The organism is Variovorax paradoxus (genome assembly GCF_000834655.1).
GTDB classification, from domain to species: Bacteria; Pseudomonadota; Gammaproteobacteria; order Burkholderiales; family Burkholderiaceae_C; genus Variovorax; species Variovorax paradoxus_F.
Map to the genome: position 1 here is coordinate 70895 of NZ_JXQQ01000136.1, position 20793 is coordinate 91687.

At 67.9% G+C, this 20793-nt stretch carries 22 protein-coding genes; 16 read left to right on the forward strand and 6 right to left on the reverse strand.

All coding sequences use genetic code 11. The features are described 5' to 3' along the window. Window positions 1–23: 23 nt before the first annotated feature. Both RT97_RS31615 and RT97_RS31620 read right to left on the reverse strand, forming a co-directional pair. A complete protein-coding gene (locus RT97_RS31615; RefSeq protein WP_042582851.1) occupies window positions 24–500 on the reverse strand; it encodes a DUF2244 domain-containing protein in 477 nt (158 codons plus the stop codon). Between the two features lie 188 nt (window positions 501–688). Then, window positions 689–1603, reverse strand: a complete 915-nt coding sequence (locus RT97_RS31620) for a biotin synthase (protein WP_042582818.1) — start codon at window positions 1601–1603, stop codon at window positions 689–691. 23 nt (window positions 1604–1626) lie between these two features. On the opposite strand from RT97_RS31620, the gene RT97_RS31625 reads away from it, so the two are divergent. From RT97_RS31625 to RT97_RS31635, 3 genes are all read left to right on the forward strand, one after another. Further along, window positions 1627–2352 (forward strand): ComF family protein, encoded by a 726-nt coding sequence (locus RT97_RS31625; RefSeq protein WP_042582819.1) that lies wholly within the window; start codon window positions 1627–1629, stop codon window positions 2350–2352. A gap of 33 nt (window positions 2353–2385) precedes the next feature. Next, window positions 2386–2847, forward strand: a complete 462-nt coding sequence (gene trmL / locus RT97_RS31630; RefSeq protein WP_042582820.1) for a tRNA (uridine(34)/cytosine(34)/5-carboxymethylaminomethyluridine(34)-2'-O)-methyltransferase TrmL — start codon at window positions 2386–2388, stop codon at window positions 2845–2847. 130 nt (window positions 2848–2977) lie between these two features. Then, on the forward strand, window positions 2978–3271 hold the full coding sequence (locus RT97_RS31635) for a hypothetical protein (RefSeq protein WP_042582821.1): 294 nt from the start codon (window positions 2978–2980) through the stop codon (window positions 3269–3271). A 15-nt stretch (window positions 3272–3286) separates the two neighbouring features. Here the strand turns inward: RT97_RS31635 and RT97_RS31640 are convergent, their stop codons facing one another. Together RT97_RS31640 and RT97_RS31645 are read right to left on the reverse strand one after the other, a co-directional pair. Then, window positions 3287–3757 (reverse strand): MaoC family dehydratase, encoded by a 471-nt coding sequence (locus tag RT97_RS31640; RefSeq protein ID WP_042582822.1) that lies wholly within the window; start codon window positions 3755–3757, stop codon window positions 3287–3289. A gap of 75 nt (window positions 3758–3832) precedes the next feature. After that, the gene (locus RT97_RS31645) at window positions 3833–4453 is read right to left on the reverse strand and encodes a ParA family protein (RefSeq protein WP_042582823.1); all 621 of its coding nucleotides are present in this window, start codon (window positions 4451–4453) and stop codon (window positions 3833–3835) included. Between the two features lie 93 nt (window positions 4454–4546). Here RT97_RS31645 and RT97_RS31650 point away from each other — a divergent pair, with 93 nt between their 5' ends. The 3 genes from RT97_RS31650 (at window position 4547) to RT97_RS31660 (ending at window position 9517) form a co-directional block, all read left to right on the forward strand. Beyond that, entirely contained in the window at window positions 4547–5296 is a 750-nt protein-coding gene (locus tag RT97_RS31650; protein ID WP_042582824.1) for an NAD(P)H-dependent oxidoreductase, read from the forward strand. A 2-nt stretch (window positions 5297–5298) separates the two neighbouring features. Further along, a complete protein-coding gene (gene kefC, locus RT97_RS31655) occupies window positions 5299–7149 on the forward strand; it encodes a glutathione-regulated potassium-efflux system protein KefC (protein WP_042582825.1) in 1851 nt (616 codons plus the stop codon). Window positions 7150–7276: 127 nt separating this feature from the next. After that, complete coding sequence (locus RT97_RS31660) at window positions 7277–9517, forward strand: hypothetical protein (protein ID WP_042582826.1); 2241 nt, start codon at window positions 7277–7279, stop codon at window positions 9515–9517. 16 nt (window positions 9518–9533) lie between these two features. Here RT97_RS31660 and RT97_RS31665 read toward each other — a convergent pair whose 3' ends face one another. Further along, window positions 9534–10403, reverse strand: coding sequence for an amidohydrolase family protein (locus RT97_RS31665; RefSeq protein WP_042582827.1), 870 nt, complete (start codon window positions 10401–10403; stop codon window positions 9534–9536). Between the two features lie 103 nt (window positions 10404–10506). Between RT97_RS31665 and RT97_RS31670 the strand changes: the two genes are divergently transcribed. The 6 genes from RT97_RS31670 to RT97_RS31695 all read left to right on the forward strand — a co-directional run bounded on the left by RT97_RS31670 (window position 10507) and on the right by RT97_RS31695 (window position 17425). Next, complete coding sequence (locus tag RT97_RS31670) at window positions 10507–11280, forward strand: crotonase/enoyl-CoA hydratase family protein (RefSeq protein WP_042582828.1); 774 nt, start codon at window positions 10507–10509, stop codon at window positions 11278–11280. Window positions 11281–11371: 91 nt separating this feature from the next. After that, window positions 11372–13225 (forward strand): feruloyl-CoA synthase, encoded by a 1854-nt coding sequence (locus RT97_RS31675; RefSeq protein ID WP_042582829.1) that lies wholly within the window; start codon window positions 11372–11374, stop codon window positions 13223–13225. 22 nt (window positions 13226–13247) lie between these two features. Then, the gene (locus RT97_RS31680) at window positions 13248–14012 is read left to right on the forward strand and encodes an SDR family NAD(P)-dependent oxidoreductase (protein ID WP_042582830.1); all 765 of its coding nucleotides are present in this window, start codon (window positions 13248–13250) and stop codon (window positions 14010–14012) included. Between the two features lie 137 nt (window positions 14013–14149). After that, window positions 14150–15142: a Bug family tripartite tricarboxylate transporter substrate binding protein gene (locus tag RT97_RS31685; RefSeq protein ID WP_042582831.1), complete on the forward strand. Its 993-nt coding sequence runs from the start codon at window positions 14150–14152 to the stop codon at window positions 15140–15142. 8 nt (window positions 15143–15150) lie between these two features. Next, window positions 15151–16896 carry an acyl-CoA dehydrogenase family protein gene (locus RT97_RS31690; RefSeq protein WP_042582832.1) on the forward strand — a complete coding sequence of 582 codons (1746 nt, stop codon included), beginning with the start codon at window positions 15151–15153 and terminating at the stop codon, window positions 16894–16896. 37 nt (window positions 16897–16933) lie between these two features. After that, window positions 16934–17425, forward strand: a complete 492-nt coding sequence (locus tag RT97_RS31695) for a MarR family winged helix-turn-helix transcriptional regulator (protein ID WP_042582833.1) — start codon at window positions 16934–16936, stop codon at window positions 17423–17425. A gap of 22 nt (window positions 17426–17447) precedes the next feature. Here RT97_RS31695 and RT97_RS31700 read toward each other — a convergent pair whose 3' ends face one another. After that, window positions 17448–18101 (reverse strand): TetR/AcrR family transcriptional regulator, encoded by a 654-nt coding sequence (locus RT97_RS31700; protein ID WP_155403956.1) that lies wholly within the window; start codon window positions 18099–18101, stop codon window positions 17448–17450. 138 nt (window positions 18102–18239) lie between these two features. Here RT97_RS31700 and RT97_RS31705 point away from each other — a divergent pair, with 138 nt between their 5' ends. The 4 genes from RT97_RS31705 to RT97_RS31720 all read left to right on the forward strand — a co-directional run. Beyond that, a complete protein-coding gene (locus RT97_RS31705) occupies window positions 18240–18674 on the forward strand; it encodes a VOC family protein (protein ID WP_042582834.1) in 435 nt (144 codons plus the stop codon). Between the two features lie 44 nt (window positions 18675–18718). Further along, window positions 18719–19246, forward strand: coding sequence for an SRPBCC family protein (locus RT97_RS31710; protein WP_042582835.1), 528 nt, complete (start codon window positions 18719–18721; stop codon window positions 19244–19246). 53 nt (window positions 19247–19299) lie between these two features. After that, on the forward strand, window positions 19300–19719 hold the full coding sequence (locus tag RT97_RS31715) for a VOC family protein (RefSeq protein WP_042582836.1): 420 nt from the start codon (window positions 19300–19302) through the stop codon (window positions 19717–19719). A 43-nt stretch (window positions 19720–19762) separates the two neighbouring features. Then, a partial coding sequence (locus tag RT97_RS31720) for an MFS transporter (RefSeq protein WP_042582837.1) occupies window positions 19763–20793 on the forward strand: 1031 nt, incomplete at its 3' end.

The window sequence follows — 20793 nt, forward strand, 5'->3', positions numbered from 1 at the left end:
CGTGCAGCGCTGCGCAAGCCGCTTCAAGCGCCACGCAACGCCATGCGAATCTCGCGCGCCAGTGCTGCACGCAACTCCGGGCGTACATAGCGCCCCACCCTGACTGATCGACCCTGCCCCGAGACCTCGATCAGCGAGCGATCGCTGGTCTGCGGTTCGATCCGCACCTGGTGCGGAAGAAATTCCGTGCGTTCGTAGCGCCCACCGTCCTCGAGCTCCACGACCAGCCGCCCGCCCTGCAATGCGATCCGTTCTCCATCGGTCGCATGCCGCGCGTACAGCATGAATGCGAAACCCACCGCGGCCAGCTCGAGCCAGGCGAACGGCAGCACCAGCGGCGCACCGTGCAGCCAGAACACCGTGCCGATACCGAGCGATACCACGCACAGCGACGCGTAGAGCCAGCCCAGCTGGCCCGGGGTCACCGAGCAGTTCCGCTTCAGGAACCAGTGGATGCTCTGGCCTGAAACGGTGGCAAAACGAAACACGGAATTCGACACGGGCGAGTTCAGCAAATCGGTGCGTCGATGGTCGCCTCATCCCTCGTACGCCCTCGTACAAACGGGATCCGACGGGCCTTCGATCGCGGGACAATACCCGCGAGTTTCACGCAACGGCGGATTGTAGCGGGTAGATACCGGCGCTCGCAGGCCCTGTGGGACGCCTACGGGTCACTACTACTAGGCAATCAGGCGCCCGGCCGACCTCGTTGCAGCATCGAGCGCATCTCGCGCAGCGACACCGCGCTTTCGGCCGCGAGCGACACGCGCGGCGTCGGCTTGAAGGCATGGCCGTAGATGACCTCGAAGGTCAGCGCGATGTGGCCGTTGCCGCCCTCGGCCGGCGCCAGTTCGGGTAGCGCGCCCTTCAGCGCCTTGTGCCAGTCCTTGCCGCGCAGCGCCGGGAAACGCCCCGGGTGCAGGTTGCGCCCCAGCGTGCGCAGTTCGGCCAGCGCCGCCTCGGGCGTGGCCCAGGTAAGCACGATGCGCTCCATGTCCATCACGGGCTCGGCGAAGCCGGCATGTACCAGCATGTCGCCCCAGTCGTGCATGTCGGTGTACTCGTGACCCGCGGCGGGCCAGCCCAGGCGTGCATGCAGCGCGCGCAGTTCGCGCACGGTGTCGGGGCCCAGGCACGAGAACATCAGGAAGCCGTCGGTCGCGACCAGCCGGTGCCATTGCGAGATCAGCGCCTCGGGGTCGGCCGCCATGTGCAGCGACATGTTGGCCCAGAGCAGATCGACGCCGTCTTCGGGCGGCGCGTCGAAGCGGGCCTTGCCGCCCTGCCAGCGGCGGGCGCTCCACCAGGGCGCGGCGAGCGCCTCGCCGGTCTTGCCGGCCAGGGACGGTTCGGGTTCGATCACATAGGACGCGGCATCGCGGTAGCGGCGCGCCACCAGTTCGTGCGCCTCGAGACCACCGCGCAGCGGCGCCCAGTCGGCCCAGGTGCGGGGCTGGGCCTTGATCCATTGCAGCCGGTCTTCCATGCGGCGGCCGATTTCTTCGTGCAGCCAGGGCGAGCCCTCGGCGGGCGCCAGCCGGCGCCAGCGTCCAGCCGCCGTGGGGTCGATGGTCGGCGGTCTTCTTGCGGGGTCGGTGGCCATGGGGCCGTGAGTATATTGAGACCATGTTCAGCCACCGGGCCCTGAGGCCTTTCACCTCACTCCTTGCGGGACTCGCGCGGCTGCCCAGCCAGTGCGAGGTCTGCCGCGCCTGGCCTTCCCAACCGGTGTGCGATGCCTGCGTCGCGCGCTTCGCGCCGCCGGCCGCGCGCTGCGGCGGCTGCGCCCTGCCGGTGCCCGAAGGCGTCGCCCGGTGCGGCGATTGCGTGCTGCACCCGCCGCCGCTGGACGCCTGCCTCGCCGCCTGCACCTATGCGTGGCCCTGGCCGGATGCCATTGCCCGGTTCAAGTTTCGCGGCGATGCCGGCTGGGCCGGCCCGTTCGCGACCCTTCTGCGCAGCGCGCCCTGGGTGGAACCGGCGCTGGAGCAGTGCGACATCGTGCTGCCGATGCCGCTCGCACCCGGCCGGCTGCGCGAGCGCGGCTTCAACCAGTCGCTCGAGCTCGCTCGCCGCATGGCGCCGGCCAAGACGGACGCGACGCTGCTGCTGCGCACCCGCGAGACCCCGGCGCAGAGCGGCTTAGCGCGCGCAGACCGCCTGCGCAACCTGCGCGGCGCCTTCGCGGTGGAGCCGCTGCGCGCGGACGAATTGCGGGGAAAGCGCACCGTGCTGGTCGACGATGTGATGACCAGCGGTGCCTCGCTGTTCGCCGCCGCCGAGACGCTTCGGCTGGCCGGCACCGCGCACATCACCGCTGTCGTCCTGGCTCGCACCGATCCGCCGCGCTGACTGCCTTCGCGCGACCCCGCCGACAATCGGCGCATGTTCCATATCGTCCTGGTCCACCCCGAAATTCCGCCGAACACCGGCAACGTGATCCGGCTGGCCGCCAACACCGGCTGCAAGCTGCATTTGGTCGAGCCGCTCGGCTTTTCGATGGACGACCGCCTCTTGCGCCGCGCCGGGCTCGACTATCACGAGTACGCCGAGGTCAAGCGCCATGCCGACTGGCAAGCGCTGATCGATGCCGAAAGCCCCGCCGCCGACCGCATGTTCGCCCTCACCACCCGCGGCACGCGCGCCGTGCACGACGTGCGCTTCGAGCCGGGCGACTGGCTCGTGTTCGGCTCGGAGACCAGCGGCCTTCCCCCCGCGATACGCGACGGCTTCGCCGAGCCCCAGCGCCTGCGGCTTGCGATGCGCGAAGGGCAGCGCAGCCTGAACCTCTCGAACGCGGTGGCGGTGACGGTCTTCGAAGCCTGGCGGCAAAACGGATTCAGCTGACCCTACCGGCGGCAAGGGCGCATCCGGTCGGCGCGGCGCGGCGTATGGATGACATGCCGGCGCGAAAAGCAGCTACTGCACCCCGCTCCGGCATCGAGTCCCTCAACGCTTTGCCCCAAGGAGTTCCATCATGAATGCCAAGTCGATTGCCCTCGCGACCTTCGCCACGCTCGCCCTCAGCACCGGTGCCCAGGCTTTCCAGGGTGAACAGAACCCGCTGCCGCCCGCGCCCTTCCAGTCGACGCTGTCGCGTGCCGACGTGCAGTCCCAGGCCCGCCAGCCCTTGAAGATCAGCAACGGCGGCACCGGCGTGGCCCAGCAGACCAACGGCAACACCGACCGCGCCGCAGTCCGCGCCAGCGCGCTCGGCATCACGCGCCAAGGCGCCGCCACCTACGGCGAAGTGACCGATCGCCGGATGTAAGAAGAAAAGCCGCCCTCAGCGGTAGCGGCGCACCACCGACTCGGCGACGCAGGCCGGCTTGGCTGCGCCTTCGAGCTCGATGGCGGTTTCCCAGGTCATCTGTAGGCCGTCGTCGGGAATCGGCTCCGCGGTGAGCAGCTTCATGCGCGCCCGCAGGCGCTTGCCCACCGGCACCGGCGACATGAAGCGCACCCGGTTCAGCCCGTAGTTCACGCCCATGCGCGACTCCACCACGTCGATCGCCACCTCGAAGAATTTCGGCAGCAGCGACAGCGTCAGGAAGCCATGCGCAATCGGCCCGCCGAAGGGGCCGGCCTTGGCCCGCTCGACATCGACATGGATCCACTGGTGATCGCCCGTCGCCTCGGCGAACTGGTTGACCTGTTCCTGCGTGACGGTGATCCAGTCGCTCACGGCGACTTCCTGGCCGACGCAGGCGGCGAGATCCTGAAGGGTCTGGAATGTCTTTTTGGTCATGCGGGGCATTCTGGTGCCAAGGGTTGGGGCGCGGCTGTCGGCATCGCGACAACCGGGCTCAGGGAAAACCGGGAGACCCCGACTTCAGGCGTCGAGCCACTCGCAGATCGGCTGCCACTGCGCCAGGTCGCGCTGGACGCGGCCAGGCGCGATGTCGAACAGCGTGAGCCCGCGTGCCGCGAGCTGCACGTAGTTCTGCGTGTCGCGAAGCTCGCCCAGTACCGGCACGCCGAGCCCGGCGATGAATTCGTGCAGCCGGTCGGCCGCCAGGGTGCGCGCATTCACGCGCATGCCCACGAGGCCGATCTTCGTTTTCTCGGCGCGGCGCTGCTCCAGCAGCCGGTCCAGGAAATCGCGCGTCGCGTAGATGTCGAAGATGCTCGGCTGCAACGGCACGATCACCCGGTCGGCCAGCGCCAGCACTTCCTTGAAGCGCCAGCCGTGCAGGCCGGCGGGCGTGTCGAGCACCGCGTGCGTGGTGCCGCGCGGGGGCCGCACCACGGTGCTGTCACCGGAGGCTTCCCAGCTGGCGATCGGCCGGGCCAGCGGCGGGCGCAAGCCCAGCCAGAGCCGCGAGGACTGCTGGCGATCCACGTCGCCCAGCATCACGGCATGACCGCGGCTCGCAAAGTAGCCCGCGATGTTCGTCGCGATCGTCGACTTGCCAACGCCACCCTTGGGGTTGGCGACCAGAACCACCGGCATGGGAATCTCCTCCAGAGCTGGATCAGGCCCGCATCGTAGTGCCTCGCCCTTTTGGGGCCGGTCAATCGCCTCCGGTTGCGCTATGTTCGCGGCATGACGACAACAACATCCCCGGGAACCCCCGCCGAAGAAGCCGGCGGCATCTACGTGATCGCGGCCCACCCCCACTGGCGCGACTCGCGCGTCAACCGCCGCATGCTGGCCGCCGCGCGCGCAGTGCCGGGCGTGGAGGTGAACGATCTCTACGGCAGCTACCCCGACTTCGCCATCGACGTGGAGGCCGAGCAGGCCCGGCTCGCGAAGGCCCGCCTCATCGTGCTGGTGCACCCGATCCAGTGGTATTCGATGCCGGCGCTGCAAAAGCTCTGGGTCGACGACGTGCTCACCTACGGATGGGCCTACGGGCCCGGCGGCACCGCCCTGCAGGGCAAGGACTTCTGGCTGGTCGCCACCACCGGCAGCCCCGAGCCGAGCTACCACCCCCAGAGCTACCACCGCTATTTCTTCGACGCCTTCCTGCCGCCCTACGAGCAGACCGCCGCACTCTGCGGCATGCGCTTTCTGCCGCCGCTCATCTTCTACGGCGCGCGCAGTGCCGACGAGGCCGAGGTCACGGCGCATGTCGAGACCTACGCCCAGCGCCTGGGCAGCTACCCCGACTGGCCCGAGATCGAGGAGATCGACGCCTGCGTGGCCTGCCCCGTGCCCGAGGCCGATCGCCCGGCCGAATCCGACGACGTGAGCAAGGCGGTGTCCAGCGCCTTCCACTCCGCGATGACCCGGGGCATCGCCTCCATGTCCGCCGCCAACGAAAACAGCAGCAACCAGGAAGGCACGGCCTGAGCATGGAACACGCACCCGCCTGGCTGACCAGCAGCCTGATCTACCTGGGCGCCGCCGTGCTGGTGGTGCCGCTGTCGAAGTTTCTCGGGCTCGGCTCGATCATCGGCTACCTCGTGGCCGGCATCGCCATCGGGCCGTGGGGCCTCGGCCTCGTCTCCAGCGTGGAGGACGTGCTGCATTTCGCCGAGTTCGGCGTGGTGCTGATGCTGTTTCTCGTCGGCCTCGAACTCGAACCCAAGCGCCTGTGGAACCTGCGCCGGCCCATCTTCGGCTGGGGCGCCGCGCAGGTGCTGAGCTGCGCCGCGGCGCTCTTCGCCGTGGGCTGCGCCGTCGGCGCCGAATGGCGCGTGTCGCTGGTGGCGTCGCTGGGTCTCGCGCTCTCTTCCACCGCCATCGCGCTGCAGGTGTTCGGCGAGCGCAACCTGCTCAAGACACCGAGCGGCCAGGCCGGCTTCTCGATCTTGCTGTTCCAGGACGTGGCCGCCATCCCGATCCTCGCGCTGCTGCCGCTGCTGGCCGGCGCCACCGCCGCGGAGCCGTCGCTCAGCGGCCTGGACCGCGCGCTGGAGGCGCTCAAGATCGTCGGCGTGATCGCCGGCATCATCCTGGGCGGCCGCTTGCTGCTGCGGCCCATCCTGCGCTGGATCGCGCGCAGCGACACGCCCGAGATCTTCACCGCCGCGGCGCTGCTGCTGGTGGTGGCCATCGCGGCGCTGATGCAGCTGGTGGGCCTGTCGATGGCGCTGGGCGCCTTCCTGGCCGGCGTGCTGCTCGCGGAAAGCGAATACCGGCGCGAACTCGAGACCGACATCGAGCCCTTCAAGGGTCTGCTGCTGGGCCTCTTCTTCATCGCCGTGGGCATGTCGATCAACTTCGGCGTGCTCATCGCGAGCCCCTGGCTCATGGCCGCGCTGGTGTTCGGCTTCATGGTCATCAAGCTGGTCGTCATCTACGCACTGGCCAAGGCGATGGGGCTGGCCTACCAGGAGCGGCCGGTGTTCACGCTGCTGCTCGCGCAGGGCGGCGAGTTTGCGTTCGTGGTGTTCCAGGCCGCGGGGCCCAACGTACTGCCGCCCGAAATCACGTCGCTCCTGATCGGTGCAGTGGCGCTGTCGATGCTGCTGTCCCCGCTCTTGCTGGTGCTGCTCGACAAGTTCGTGCTGCCGCGCTACAGCCGCAACAACGGCCCGCAGCTTGAAGAGATATCCGAGCAGCAGGACGCCAAGGTGCTCATCTGCGGCTTCGGCCGCTACGGGCAGATCGTCGGCCGCATGCTGATGTCGCAGGGCCTGCGGGTGACGGTGCTCGACCACGACGCCGACACCGTCGAGGGCCTGCGCCAGTTCGGCTTTCGGGTGTTCTACGGCGATGCAACGCGGCTGGACCTGCTGCGCACCGCAGGCGCCGGTTCGGCCAAGGCCATCGTGGTGGCCGTGGACGACATCGAGCAGTCGCTGGACATCGTCGACCTGGTGCGGGAAAACTTCCCGCAGGCCCGCATCATCGCCCGGGCCCGCAACGTGACCCACCTCTTCCAGCTGCGCGACCGCGGTGTGAAGGACATCGAGCGCGAGGTGTTCGAGTCGTCGCTGCGCAGCGCCCGCTCCACGCTCGAGGCGCTGGGCTGGCCGGCGCACGAGGCGCGCGAATCGACGATGCGGTTCCGCACGCGGAACATCAAGCTGAGCGACGAGATCTATCCGCACTACAAGGACCGCGCCAAGCTGATCGCGGCCAACAAGGAAGGCCGCCAGCAGTTCGAGGAGCAGATGGCGCGCGAACGCGAGGAGCGGCAGCGGCGCTCGGGGCGAGATTGGGATCGGATCGACGAGAAGGAAGAGGCGGATTCGTAGGCCGCCAGTGAAACATCACGGCAGCGATTGCGCGGGAATGAGCGCGACTCGCTGCTAGGATTTATGTACTACTTGGCGCCCCACGCAGGGCGCCAGGAGTCAACATGGAAAAATTGAGGGAGAAGGCATGAAGTCCTGGAAATCATTGTTGGGCACCGTGTGCGCCTTGGTGCTGGCAGCGTGCGGCGGGAGTGGCGGTGAGGGTGGAGGGAGCGGCGGCCTCGGAGTCTCCGGGACCCCGGGCAATTCGGGCGCGGCGGCAGCGTACGCCGAGAGCAGGCCCGAGACCCCCTTGCTTGCGCCGACCGTGGAACCAGAACTCGCCGGCGTCCCTGCATCGACGGTCGACAACTCCCGCGACCAGGCACGACCTGCCATCGATGCGGCCCGCGTGACGCCAGCGTCCAGCAGTACCTACCGTGTGTACGCGACCAACGGAATGGAACTGAGCCTGTCGATCAACTTCGACAATTACACCTTCGAGATGACAGGCACCGACGAAGCGACCGCGCGCGGCACCTTCAGCGAAGACGCCGCCGAGCCGGGCAGCTACATCTTTAATAGCCCGCGCATCACGGGCGCCGCGAATACGGCGCGTTTTCGGGTGACGACCGACGCCATCGTGGGTGCGTTTCCGTTCTCAAAGGCCAACATCACGCCTGCCACCTATGCGGTCCAGGCTTTTGTGGCCGCACGCACGTTCGTCACGGACGCAACTGAACTAGACGGCACGTACAACCGGTTCGGCGTGAGCCGCGTCGGCAGCGCTGCGGATTCGCTGGCCCAGCAGATCCGCATTTATGGTGGCGGCACCATGCTCCAGCTTTGCAACTCGCCTCTGGGGGGCGCACTGGGCACTTGCCCGAGCAATATGGTGTTCGACTATCCGCTGGCGGCGGGACCCGATGGGACCTGGAGCGTCCGCAACAGTGGCAGCGCCGAGGAAGCGGTCGCGTTCCGCGTGGCGCGGATCGGAGGCCAGAACGTCTATCTCGCAGCTGGCGCGCCCTCCGACACAACGGGGCGACGCGTGATGAAAATCGCGTTGCCGGATACCCCGATCCCATTCTTTCCCGTGTCAGCGCGGGGCGCGGCGACCGATGGCACGTACGGCAAGGTCACGATGACCTACACCAACTACAGCACACGCTACACGTCACCCGACGCTACAACCAATGGCTTCGCCTATTGGGGCGGCACGATCAGCGGCACAAGCGGCATGCGAGTTGTCAATAGCCAAGGGTCGGACCGCTACTTGGCGATACGCAGCGACGCGCTCGTTGTTGCTACCAGCGTGCCCGCGACGTGGGGCTCTGGAGCCAAGGGCTACATGCAGATCGGCCTGATCACCGGGCAGCCATCGATCGACCCGCGAAACGGCTATTACGCAGTGTTCGCCACCAACGGTTGGCGCCACACACTGGCTCTCGACTTCGACACCCAGACCTATGGCGTCAGCGACGAGGCATTTCATTCAACGGCCGGAAAGTTCGAGCCGGACGCCTATGAAGCCGGAACGTTCGTTTTCGACAGCACCCGCATCACCGCACCAGGCAATACAGCCCGATTCCGGACGACCAACGGCGCGGTGGTCGCAGGCGCGTTCCCGTTCGTGCTGGGACAGCCCACATCCACCATCTATTCGGTGCAGCCGTTTTTCGCGATGTCTACGTCTCTTTCCGGCACTGACCTGGATGGGACCTACAACCGGTCGAGCCTGGCCGTGTCGGGAACGGGAGGGACGGTTCGCCACCAGCAGGTCCGTATATCTGGCGCAGGAACATCCATGGTCATTTGCCAGGATGCGGCACTGCTGACAGTGGACAGTTGCCCGGAAGCCTCGAAGGTCAGCTATGCACTGTCCCCGACCTTCGACCCGAAAACACGGCGCTACGTCAACCTGAGCAACGCAGCGGATACCGGCGAAATATCGGCAGGGCGGATCACCACCTTGGTCGGCAATCTGTTCATCACCCAGAACATCCTCGCATCGAGCAGCGATGCGCTCAGAACCAATGCCCCGGCCTTCAGCATTGCATTGCAGGATACGAGTGCATGGCCCGCCGTTTCAGCGCGCGGTGCATCGAATTTCGATGCCTCTACGGACGGCGCCCAGGTGCTGCGCGCGCCCTGGAACAGCGTAGCGCTGAACGCGAGCCAGTACCTGCGCAGTTCGAGTTTTCCGGATGGCTCCACCAAGAGCATCGCGCTTGCTGTCGAGGCTCCAGAGAGTGGCGCGCCGCAGAACATGCGCCGCGTCTCGGGAGGTGCCTACAACGGCGTCGTGATGCAAGCCGGAAGACTGGCCGTCATGACCGGCTCTGTCGGACCCAGGGAAGGCATCGTCGAGCTGAGCCTGATCGACTGAGCGCGCCGGTGGTCCGTCAGGCTGCTTCCAGCCCCAGCAGCCTGACCGCATTCCCCTTCAGGATCCCCGGCATCACCTCCGGCTTGAACCCCGCCACTTCGAAGTCCTTCATCCACCGGTCGGGCGTGATCAGCGGGTAATCGCTGCCGAAGAGGATGCGGTCCTTGAGCAGCGTGTTGGCGTATTGCACGAGCTGCTTGGGAAAGTACTTCGGGCTCCAGCCCGACAGGTCGATCCACACGTTGGGCTTGTGCGTCGCCACGCTCAGTGCCTCGTCCTGCCAGGGGAAGCTCGGGTGGGCCATGACGATCTGCATGTCGGGGAAGTCGATGGCCACGTCGTCCAGGTGCATCGGGTTGCTGTATTCGAGGCGCAGGCCCCCGCCGCAGCGCATGCCCGAGCCGATGCCGCTGTGGCCGGTGTGGAAGATGGCCGGCAGGCCGTATTCGGCGATCACTTCGTAGAGGGGCCAGGCCATCCTGTCGTAGGGGTGGAAGGCCTGCACCGTCGGATGGAACTTGAAGCCCTTCACGCCGTGCTCCTCGATGAGCCTTCGCGCCTCGCGTGCGCCCATCTTTCCCTTGTGCGGATCGATGCTCGCGAAGGCAATCATGATGTCGCTGTTCGCTGCCGCGGCCTCGGCGATTTCCTCGTTCGGGATGCGGCGGCGGCCCATGTTCGATTCGGCATCGACCATGAACATCACCAGCCCGATCTTCCTTTCGCGGTAGTACGCCACGCTCTCGGCGATGGTCGGGCGGCCGCTCGAGCCGAAGTACTTGTCGGCGGCGCGGTCGTACTCCTCGCCGTAGTTGTCGAACGGGTTCCAGCAACTCACTTCGGCGTGGGTGTGGATGTCGATGGCGATCAGGTTCCGGTGGTCCATCTCATTGTCTCCAGTACGGGTAAATCCCTAGTATTCGGGAGGCTCAAATGCCTTGAATTGATTATTTCTCATAACCATAATCGAACGCAACCCCCAACACATCATGACCAATCCCGACCTCCAACTCGACATTCGCGACGACGTCGCCATCGTCCGCCTCGCGCGCGGCGCCAAGCGCAATGCGCTGTCGGACGGCCTGATCCTCGCGTTGCGCGACACCTTCGAGCAACTGCCCTCCACCGTGCGCGCCGCGGTGCTCGACGGCGAGGGCCCGCACTTCTGCGCCGGCCTGGACCTGAGCGAACTCAAGGAGCGCGACGCCGGACAGGGCATGCAGCACTCGCGCCTGTGGCACGCGGCGCTCGACCTGATCCAGCACGGCCCGGTGCCGGTGGTCGCGGCGCTGCACGGCGCGGTGGTCGGCGGCGGTCTCGAACTGGCGAGCGCCTGCCACATCCGCGTGGCCGACCGCTCCACCTTCTACGCACTGCCCGAAGGCTCGCGCGGCATCTTCGTGGGCGGCGGCGGCTCGGTGCGCATTCCCAAGCTCATCGGCGTGGCGCGCATGACCGACATGATGATGACCGGCCGCGTCTACAACGCCGAAGACGGCGAGCGCGCCAACTTCGCACAGTACCTGGTCGACGAAGGCGCGGCCTTCGACAAGGCGTTCGAGCTCGCCAAGCGCATCGCCACCAACGCGCCGCTGACCAACTACGCGCTGATGCACGCGCTGCCGCGCATCGCCGAGCAGTCGGCCGACCACGGCTTCTTCACCGAGGCGCTGATGTCCGGCATCGTGCAGGCCGCGCCCGAAGCGAAGGAGCGCGTGCGCGATTTCCTCGAAGGCCGCGGCGCGAAGGTGAGCAAGGGATGAGCGCCGCACGACCGCCCGAAGGCGCTCGCCCCCTCCCTTGGGAGGGGGTATGCGAAGCCACGCAGTGGCGCAGCATGGGGGAGGCTTCCAAATGACCGCCATCCGCTATCGCCCGTTGGCTTTCGGCGTGACCCGCGCAGTGCTGCGCGATGGCGCGCCGGGCACGCAGTACCTCGAGGCCGAGACGCAGCTCGACGCCTACCGCGAGCGCATGACCGACCGACTCGCGCACTGGGCCGAGCATGCGCCGGAGCGCACCTTCATCGCCCGCCGCGAACGGCTGGCCGGCGGCAGCACCGGCGACTGGCTGCGCGTGTCGTACGCGCAGGCATTGCGGGAAGCGCGCAGCATCGGACAGGCGCTGCTCGACCGCGACCTGGATGCCGAGCGACCCGTCGCGATCCTCAGCGAGAACGGCATCGAGCACGCGTTGCTCGCCCTCGGCTGCCTCTACGCCGGCGTGCCCTATTGCCCGGTGTCGCCCCCCTACTCGCTGGTGAGCCAGGACTTCGAGAAGCTGCGCCACGTGCTGGACACGCTCACGCCGGGCCTCGTGTTCGCAGCCGATGCGGCGCGCTACGGCCGCGCCATCGAAGCCGCCGTGCCGGCCGGCACCGAGGTCGTGCTCGCCGAAGGCCGCATCGACGGCCGCGCCACCACCCCGTTCCACGTGCTGGCGGCCACGCCGGCGACGCCCGCCATCGACGCCGCGATGCGCGCGACCGGCCCCGACACCATCACCAAGTTCCTCTTCACCTCGGGCTCGACCAAGATGCCCAAGGCGGTGATCAACACGCACCGCATGTGGTGCGCCAACCAGCAGCAGCTGCGCCAGTCGATTCCCGCGCTGGGCGACGAGCCGCCGGTGCTGGTCGACTGGCTGCCCTGGAACCACACCTTCGGCGGCAACCACAACGTGGGCATCGTGCTGGACAACGGCGGCACGCTCTACATCGACGACGGCAAGCCCACGCCCGCCGGCATGGCCGAGACGCTGCGCAACCTGCGCGAGGTCGCACCCACGGTCTACTTCAATGTGCCGACCGGCTTCGAGGCGATCGCCAACGCGATGGAGACCGACGCCGTGCTGCGCCGCAACCTGCTGTCGCGCGTGAAGATGTTCTTCTACTCGGGCGCCGCACTCTCGCAGCCCATCTGGGACAGCCTGCACAAGACGCAGGAAGCCGAAGTCGGCGAGCGCATCGTGATGGGCACGGGCCTGGGCATGACCGAGTCGGGCCCGTTCGCGCTCTACGTGACCGGTCCCGAAGTGAAGTCGGGCGACATCGGCCTGCCCGCCGCCGGCATCGAACTGAAGCTGATCGAGGTCGACGGCAAGACCGAGGTGCGCTACCGCGGCCCCAACATCACGCCCGGCTACTGGCGCGCGCCCGATGCCACGGCGGAGGCTTTCGACGAGGAAGGTTTCTTCTCGACCGGCGACGCCGTGAAGTGGATCGACGAGGACAACATCCACCGCGGCCTGCGCTTCGACGGCCGCATCGCCGAAGACTTCAAGCTCGCCACCGGCACCTTTGTGAGCGTGGGCCCGCTGCGCGCGAAGATCATCGCGGCCGGCGCGCCTTACGTGCAGGACGCGGTGCTCACCGGCATCAACCTGAAGGAAGTGGGCGCGCTGATCTTCCCGACGCAGAAGGTGCGGCAACTGGCCGGTCTCGCCGCCGACGTCCCGATGAAGCAGGTGCTCGAAAGCGCCCCGGTGCAGGCGCACTTCCAGCAAGTGGCAAACGAGCTGTCCGCCATGGGCACCGGCAGCGCCAACCGCATCGCGCGCCTGCACCTCATGGCCGAGCCGCCATCCATCGACAAGGGCGAAGTGACCGACAAGGGCTCGATCAACCAGCGCGCCGTACTCAAGCACCGCGCGGCGCTCGCCGAAGCGATGCACGCCGGCACGCTGCCCTTCACGCTCACGCCCCGATAAATCCCATTCAGGAGACACACACATGAAGATCGAAGGACAAGCCGCCCTCGTCACCGGCGGCGCATCGGGCCTGGGCGAAGCCACGGCGCGCGAGCTGGCGCGCCTGGGCGCGAAAGTCGCGGTGCTCGACCGCAACGCCGCGCTCGCCGAGAAGGTGGCAGCGGAAATCGGCGGCGTCTCCTGCACCTGCGACATCACCGACACCGACAGCGTCACCGCGGCGCTCGACAAGGCGGCTGCCGCGCACGGCCCGGCGCGCATCCTGATGAACGTGGCCGGCATCGGCAGCGCCAAGCGCATCGTCGGCAAGGACGGCAACCCGGCGCCGCTCGAAGACTTCGTGCGCGTGGTCAACATCAACCTCATCGGCGGCTACAACATGGCGCGCCTCTTCGCCGCGCGCTGCGCCAAGCTCGAAGCGCTCGACAACGGCGAGAAGGGCGTGATGCTCTTCACCGCCTCGGTCGCGGCTTTCGACGGCCAGGTGGGCCAACAGGCCTACAGCGCCTCCAAGGGCGGCCTCGTCGGCATGACGCTGCCGATGGCGCGCGACCTCGCGCAGCACGCCATCCGCGTGTGCACCGTGGCGCCCGGCCTCTTCGCCACGCCGCTGCTGCTGGAGCTGCCCGAAGCCGTGCAGCAGTCGCTGGCCGCGTCGATCCCGTTCCCGCCGCGCCTGGGCCAACCGTCGGAATTCGCCGAGCTCGCCTGCCACATCGTGACGAACGGCCACCTCAACGGCGAAGTGATCCGCCTCGACGGCGCCCTTCGAATGGCGCCGCGCTAGACATGACTGCCCCCCGCTTCGCACTCCGCTTCGCTGCGTGTCATTCGCCACCTCCCGTGGGAGAGGCGCGGCTCGCCTTGGGGCGGCCCGGCGGCGGCAGCCTTGCCCATAATTTTTCCAAGACAGGAGACAAGACCATGACCACCCGACGCCAGTTCGTGAACATGCTCGGCGGCACAGCCGCCATCGGCGCATTGCATCCCCTCGCCGCGCTCGCCCAGCTGGTGCAGCAGCAGGTGAAGATCTACTACGGCTTCCCCGCCGGCAGCGCGGGCGACAGCGTGGCCCGCCGCGTGGCCGACAAGGTCGGCAGCACGCCCTTCACCCAGACGAACCCGGTGGTCGAGAACAAGCCCGGCGCGGGCGGGCGCATCGCGCTCGACACGCTCAAGACCTCGCCGGCCGACGGCTCGGTGCTGTGCCTCGCGCAGGCTTCGGCGCTGTCGATCTATCCGCACATCTACACCAAGCTGGCCTACGCTATTCCGGACTTCGCGCCCATCTCCATCGGCGCCGTCATGACGCACGGCCTGGCGGTCGGCCCCATGGTGCCGGCCAGCGTGAAGACGCTGAAGGACTACATCGCCTGGGCCAAGGCCAACCCCGGCCAGGCCAGCTACGGCTCGCCCGGCGCGGGTTCCACGCCGCACTTCCTGGGCGCGCTGCTCGGCCTGAGCACCGGTGCCGACCTGCGCCACGTGCCCTACCGCGGCTCGCTGCCCGGCATCAACGACGTGGTGGGCGGCCAGATCGCCTCGTGCATGACGCCCGCGGGCGACTGCCTGCCGTTCGCCAAGGCCGGCAAGCTGCGCGTGCTGGCCACCTCGGGCGCGCAGCGTCCGGCCTACCTGCCCGATGTGCCGACCTTCACCGAACAGGGCTTTCCGGAAATCGTGGCCGACGAATGGTTCGGCTTCTTCGCTCCGGCGAAGACGCCCGCCCCCATCGTCAACGCCGCGAGCACCGCGATCCAGGCTGCGCTCAAGGACAAGGCCGTGGCCGACGGCCTGCTGTCGGTCGGCCTGATCGCCCACGGCTCCTCGCCCGAGGAGATGAAGAAGTCGCTGCAGGCGGAATACGAACGCTGGGGTCCGCTGGTCAAGAAGATCGGCTTCACGGCCGAGTCCTGAAGCAGCTGATGGATTACCGCCCTCGCCCCGAAGACGTCCGCTTTCTCCTGAACGCGGTGCTCGAAGCGCCCGCGCGGCTGCAGGCGCTCGCGCCCTTTGCCGAAGTCGACGAGGCGCTGCAATCGCAGGTGCTCGATGAGGCGGCTCGCTTCGTCGGCGAGGTGGTGGCGCCAGTCAACCGCGAAGGCGACGAAGTCGGCTGCCGCTTCGACCAGGGCGAAGTCGTTTCGCCACCCGGATTCCGCGAGGCATACCAGGCCTTCGTCGATGGTGGCTGGCCCGCGCTTTCGGCTGCGACGGAAGACGGCGGCCAGGGCCTGCCCTCGGTGCTCGAAGCCGTGCTCTACGAATGGCTGAGCGCGGCGAGCCACGGGCTCACGATGGCGCCGGGCCTGCTGCACGGCGCGTACGCCTGCCTCAGGCACCACGGCAGCGACGAGCTCAAGGGCCGCTATCTGCAGAAGATCGCGACCGGCGAATGGCTCGCCACCATGTGCCTGACCGAAGCGCACGCGGGCAGCGACCTCGGCCAGGTGCGCACGCGCGGCGTGCCGCAGGCCGACGGCAGCCTGCGCGTGAGCGGCAGCAAGATCTTCATTTCGGGCGGCGAACACGACCTGACGCCGAACATCGTGCACCTCGTGCTGTGTCGCCTGCCCGATGCGCCGGCGGGGCCAAAGGGCCTGTCGCTCGCGCTCGTGCCCAAGCGGATGCCCGATGGCGTGCGCAATGCCGTGCACTGCGAACGCATCGAGGAAAAGATGGGCTTGCACGGAAGCCCGACCTGCTCGATGCGTTTCGACGACGCCACCGGCTGGCTGGTCGGCGAGGCGGGCCGCGGTCTTGCCGCGATGTTCGTGATGATGAATTCGGCGCGCCTGCATGTGGCGTTGCAAGGCATCGGCCTGCTCGATGCCGCCTGGCAGAAGGCCGACGCGTATGCGGCCGAGCGCCGGCAGATGCGCGCGCCAGGCGCCGTGCCCGCGAGCCGCGGGGTCGAACCGGCCGACCTGATCGCCGAGCACCCCGCCGTCCGCCGCATCCTGGACACGCAGCGCGCCTGGATCGACGGTGCGCGCACCCTCGCCTACCGCAGCGCGCTGATGCTCGACGTGGCCGCGCACGACGCCGACCCCAAGGCCCGGGAACGCGCGCAGCGCTGGTGCTCGCTGGTCACGCCAGTGCTCAAGGCGGCCTGCACGCACCAGGCCTTTCACGGCGCGAGCGAATGCCTGCAGGTGTTCGGCGGGCACGGCTACGTGCGCGAGTGGGGTATCGAGCAGGTGGTGCGCGACGCGCGCGTGACGATGATCTACGAGGGCACCAACGAGATCCAGGCCATCGACCTCCTGGTGCGCAAGGTGCTGCCCGACGGCGGCGCGGCGATGTCGGCCGTGCTGCTCGAACTGCGCGACACGCTCGATGCATCGCGCGAGGCCGATGCCGACGTGCAGCGCCGGCTCGCGCAGCTGCGCTACCTGGGCACCACCATCGCGATGTCCGCCCACGCCAACCCGGTGCTGCCCTACGAGGTGGCCGACGACTACCTGCGCGTGGTGATGCTCACGATGATGGCCTGGGCTTGGGCACGCATCGAGGCGACGGCGGGCGGCGCTTCGGCCGAACGCGTGCGTGCGGCCGCGGCCTTCCGACGCTGGGTGCTGCCCGAGTTCGAGATGCGCCTGGGCATCGTCAAGCGCGCCTGCGAGGCACTGGCCCTTTCGCATGCCGCGGCAGAAGGTGTCGCGCGGTAGATTCCTGGCGCCCCCACGGCCGGTTACGCTCGGGGCCATGCCTGCTCCCGCGAAAAAAACCTCCACGAAGAACGAGCCCGTTGCCACCGCAGCAGGCCGTTCGGACCGGCTCGACGCCCGCGTGCTCGAAACCCTGGTCGGCTACAACGCCCGCCGCGCCTGGCTGATCGTCAGCGGCGTTTTTTCGGAGCGCATGGCGCCCTACGGGCTCAAGCAGATCGACTTCTCGGTGCTCTCGCTGCTGGCGCACAACCCGGGAGCCACCTCGCGGCAGCTGTGCACCACGCTCGACATCCTGCCGCCCAACCTCGTGAGCCTGGTGGCCACGCTGGACAGCCGGGGGTTGATCGAGCGCCGTCCGCATCCGCACGACGGCCGCGCGGTGGGGCTGCATCTCACCTCCGCCGGGGACGCGCTGGTGCGCGAAGCCGAGCAGGCCGTGGTGCAGCTGGAGGCCGATGCCAGCGCCAAGCTCACGGCGCGCGAGCGCGGGACGCTGATCAAGCTGCTGCAGAAGATCTATCTCTGACCTTCGGGATCGCGAGCGGGCGCTACAGGCCGCGCTCCACCATGTCGATCAGCCGCTGTCCCAGCGCGTGCGTCGTCTCCGCGTCGAGCGTGCGCAGCGGCCCGTGGATGATGAGCAGCGCAAGCCCGTGCACCGCCGACCACGCGAGGAATTCGGCATTCGGGCGCCGTGACGGGTCGAGCACGCCGGCGTCCACCAGCCGGTCGATCGCCGCGCCCAGGAGCTGGAACGGGCCCATGCCGCTCGCGCCTGCGGCCGCCGGGCCCACCTCGCCTTCGCCTTCTTCGGTGACCACGAAGGCCGTGCGGAACAGGCCCGGCTCGGCCTGCGCGAACCGCAGGTAGGCGGTGCCGATGGCGCGCACCTGCGCGCGGGCGAAATCGGCGGGCGGCTGGTCGAAATGCAGCACGGCCAGTTCGCTTTCCATCGCCTTGGCCGCGGCCGAAAGCGCCGCGCCGCGCACCGCCAGCAACAGCTCCTGCCGGCTGCCGAAATGCCGGTACGCCGCGTTGGGCACCACGCCCGCGCGCCGCGTGGCCTCGCGCAGCACGACCGCGTCCGGGCCGCCGTCGCGCGCCAGTTCGATGCCTGCCTCCAGCAGCGCACGGCGCAGGTCGCCGTGGCGGTAAGTGCTGCGGGCGGGCGGCAGGCTTTCGGGGACGTTGTTGAGCTTCATTGAAATTCCATGTGGACAGTGTCCATTATCCCTGCTATTCTTTGTGGACGGTGTACACAAAGTAGTTCCATCGTATTCGCGCACAAGCCGCTGCGCATTCTTGAAACCTCGAAACCTCTCCAGCGAAAAGGAATTGCCATGAAAGTCCAGTCTTACCTGTCCTTCGAAGGCCGTTGCGACGAAGCGATCGCGTTCTACAAGAAGGCGATCGGCGCCGAAGTCGTTCAGCTCATGCGCTTCAGCGAGGCGCCCGCGGACGCCGGCATGGAAAAAGGCGACGGCTGCGCCGGCGCCATGCCCGACCCCGAAAAGGTGATGCACTCCGTGATCCGCGTCGGCGAAACCGAGCTGATGTTCTCCGACGGCCGGTGCTCCGGCCAAGCGGAGTTCAAGGGGATCATGCTGTCGATCACCGCGCCTACCGACGCCGATGCCCGCAAGTGGTTCGATGCGCTGGCCGACGGCGGCCAGGTCATGCAGCCGCTCATGCCGACCTTCTTCACCAGCAGCTTCGGCATGCTGGCCGACCGCTTCGGCGTGGCCTGGCTGATGGTGGTGGATGCCGCCAGGTAAGCAGTCACCCAGCCAGGCAACCCGCCCTGCCCAGGAGCCCCTTCATGTTCAAGAAAATCGTTCTCGTCATCCTCGCGCTGATCGCGATCGTGCTTGTCTACGCGGCCACCCGGCCCGACACCTTCCGCGTGGAACGCACGGCGCGCATCGCCGCGCCCGCCGAGAAGATCTTTCCGCTCATCAACGACTTCCACCGCTGGGGCGAGTGGTCGCCCTACGAGAAGCTGGACCCGGCCATGAAGCGCAGCTTCGGCGGCGCACCGGCCGGACAGGGCGCCACCTACGCCTGGGAGGGCAACGACAAGGCGGGCGCGGGCAAGATGGAAATCGCCGAGTCGACGCCTTCCTCGAAGGTCGCGATCAAGCTGGATTTCATCAAGCCCTTCGAAGGCCACAACATGGCCGAGTTCACGCTGCAACCGCAGGGCGACGCCACGCAGGTCACATGGGCCATGCACGGCCCGAGCCCCTACATCGCCAAGCTCATGGGCATCTTCTTCGACATGGACCAGATGATCGGCAAGGACTTCGAAGCGGGTCTTGCCAACCTCAAGACGGCCACCGAAAAGTAACCGCCCCACCTCATTCATCCAGCGCATTCATCCAACGCATTCAAGGAACCATCATGTCCCCCATCCACGCCTACCTCACCTTCGACGGCAACGCGCAGGAAGCCATGCGCTTCTACGAAAAGACCCTCGGAGGAACCATCGAGATGATGATGACCATCGGCGAAGCGCCGGGCACCGAGCAGATGCCGGCCGACGCGAAGAATCGCATCATGCATGCGTCCCTCGCCTACGGCGAGGGCATGCTCATGGCCTCCGACACCATGCCCGGCCAGGCCTACGAAGGCATGAAAGGCTTCGGCGTTGCGCTCACCCTCGAGACCGTCGCCGAGGCACGCCGCGTGTTCGATGCCTTCGCCGAAGGCGGCACCGTCTCCATGCCCTTCGAGAAGACCTTCTGGGTCGAAGGCTTCGGCATGGTGACCGACCGCTTCGGCACCCCCTGGCTCATCAACGGCGGCAAGCCGCTGGTCTAAAAAACAGAACGCCGCAGCGGCGGCTTTTTCAGGAATCCACTCCATGACCGAAACACTCGACAACCGGAAGCGCTGGCTCGCATTGATGGTGCTCTGCCTCGGCGTCCTGATGATCGTGCTCGACACCACGATCGTGAACGTGGCGTTGCCCTCGATCCGCACCGACCTCGGGTTCACCGAGACCTCGCTCGTGTGGGTGGTGAATGCCTACATGCTGACCTTCGGCGGCTTCCTGCTGCTCGGCGGCAGGCTGGGCGACCTGTACGGCCACCGCAAGCTCTTCCTGATCGGCCTCGTGCTCTTCACCGTCGCCTCGCTGGCCTGCGGCCTGGCGAACTCGCAGGTGCTGCTGGTGGCGGCGCGCGCGGTGCAGGGGCTGGGCGGCGCGGTGGTCTCTGCCGTCTCGCTGTCGCTCATCATGAATCTCTTCACCGAGCCGGCCGACCGCGCCAAGGCGATGGGCGTCTACGGCTTCGTCTGCGCGGGCGGCGGCAGCATCGGCGTGCTGCTGGGCGGGCTGCTCACGAGCTCGCTCAGCTGGCACTGGATCTTCCTGGTGAACCTGCCGATCGGCGTGGCGGTGTACGCGCTCTGCGTGGCGCTGCTGCCCAACGCGCGCGGCCAGGCGCATGGCGAGAAGCTCGACGTGGCCGGCGCAGTCACCGTCACGCTGTCGCTCATGCTCGCGGTGTACGGCGTGGTCAACGGCAACGAGGCCGGCTGGGGTTCCACGCAAACGCTGGGCCTGCTCGGCGCGGCCGTGGTGCTGCTGGCCGCCTTCATCGCCACCGAGGCGCGCGTGGCGCACCCGCTGATGCCGCTCGGCCTCTTTCGCCTGCGCAGCGTGTCGGTGGCCAACGTGGTGGGCGTGCTGTGGGCCGCGGCGATGTTCGCGTGGTTCTTCATCTCGGCGCTCTACATGCAACTGGTGCTGAACTACACGCCGATGCAGATCGGCCTCGCGTTCCTGCCGGCCAACATCATCATGGCGGTGTTCTCGCTTGGCCTATCTGCCAGGCTGGTGATGCGCTTCGGCATCCGCAAGCCGCTCGCGGCCGGGCTGTGGCTCGCGGC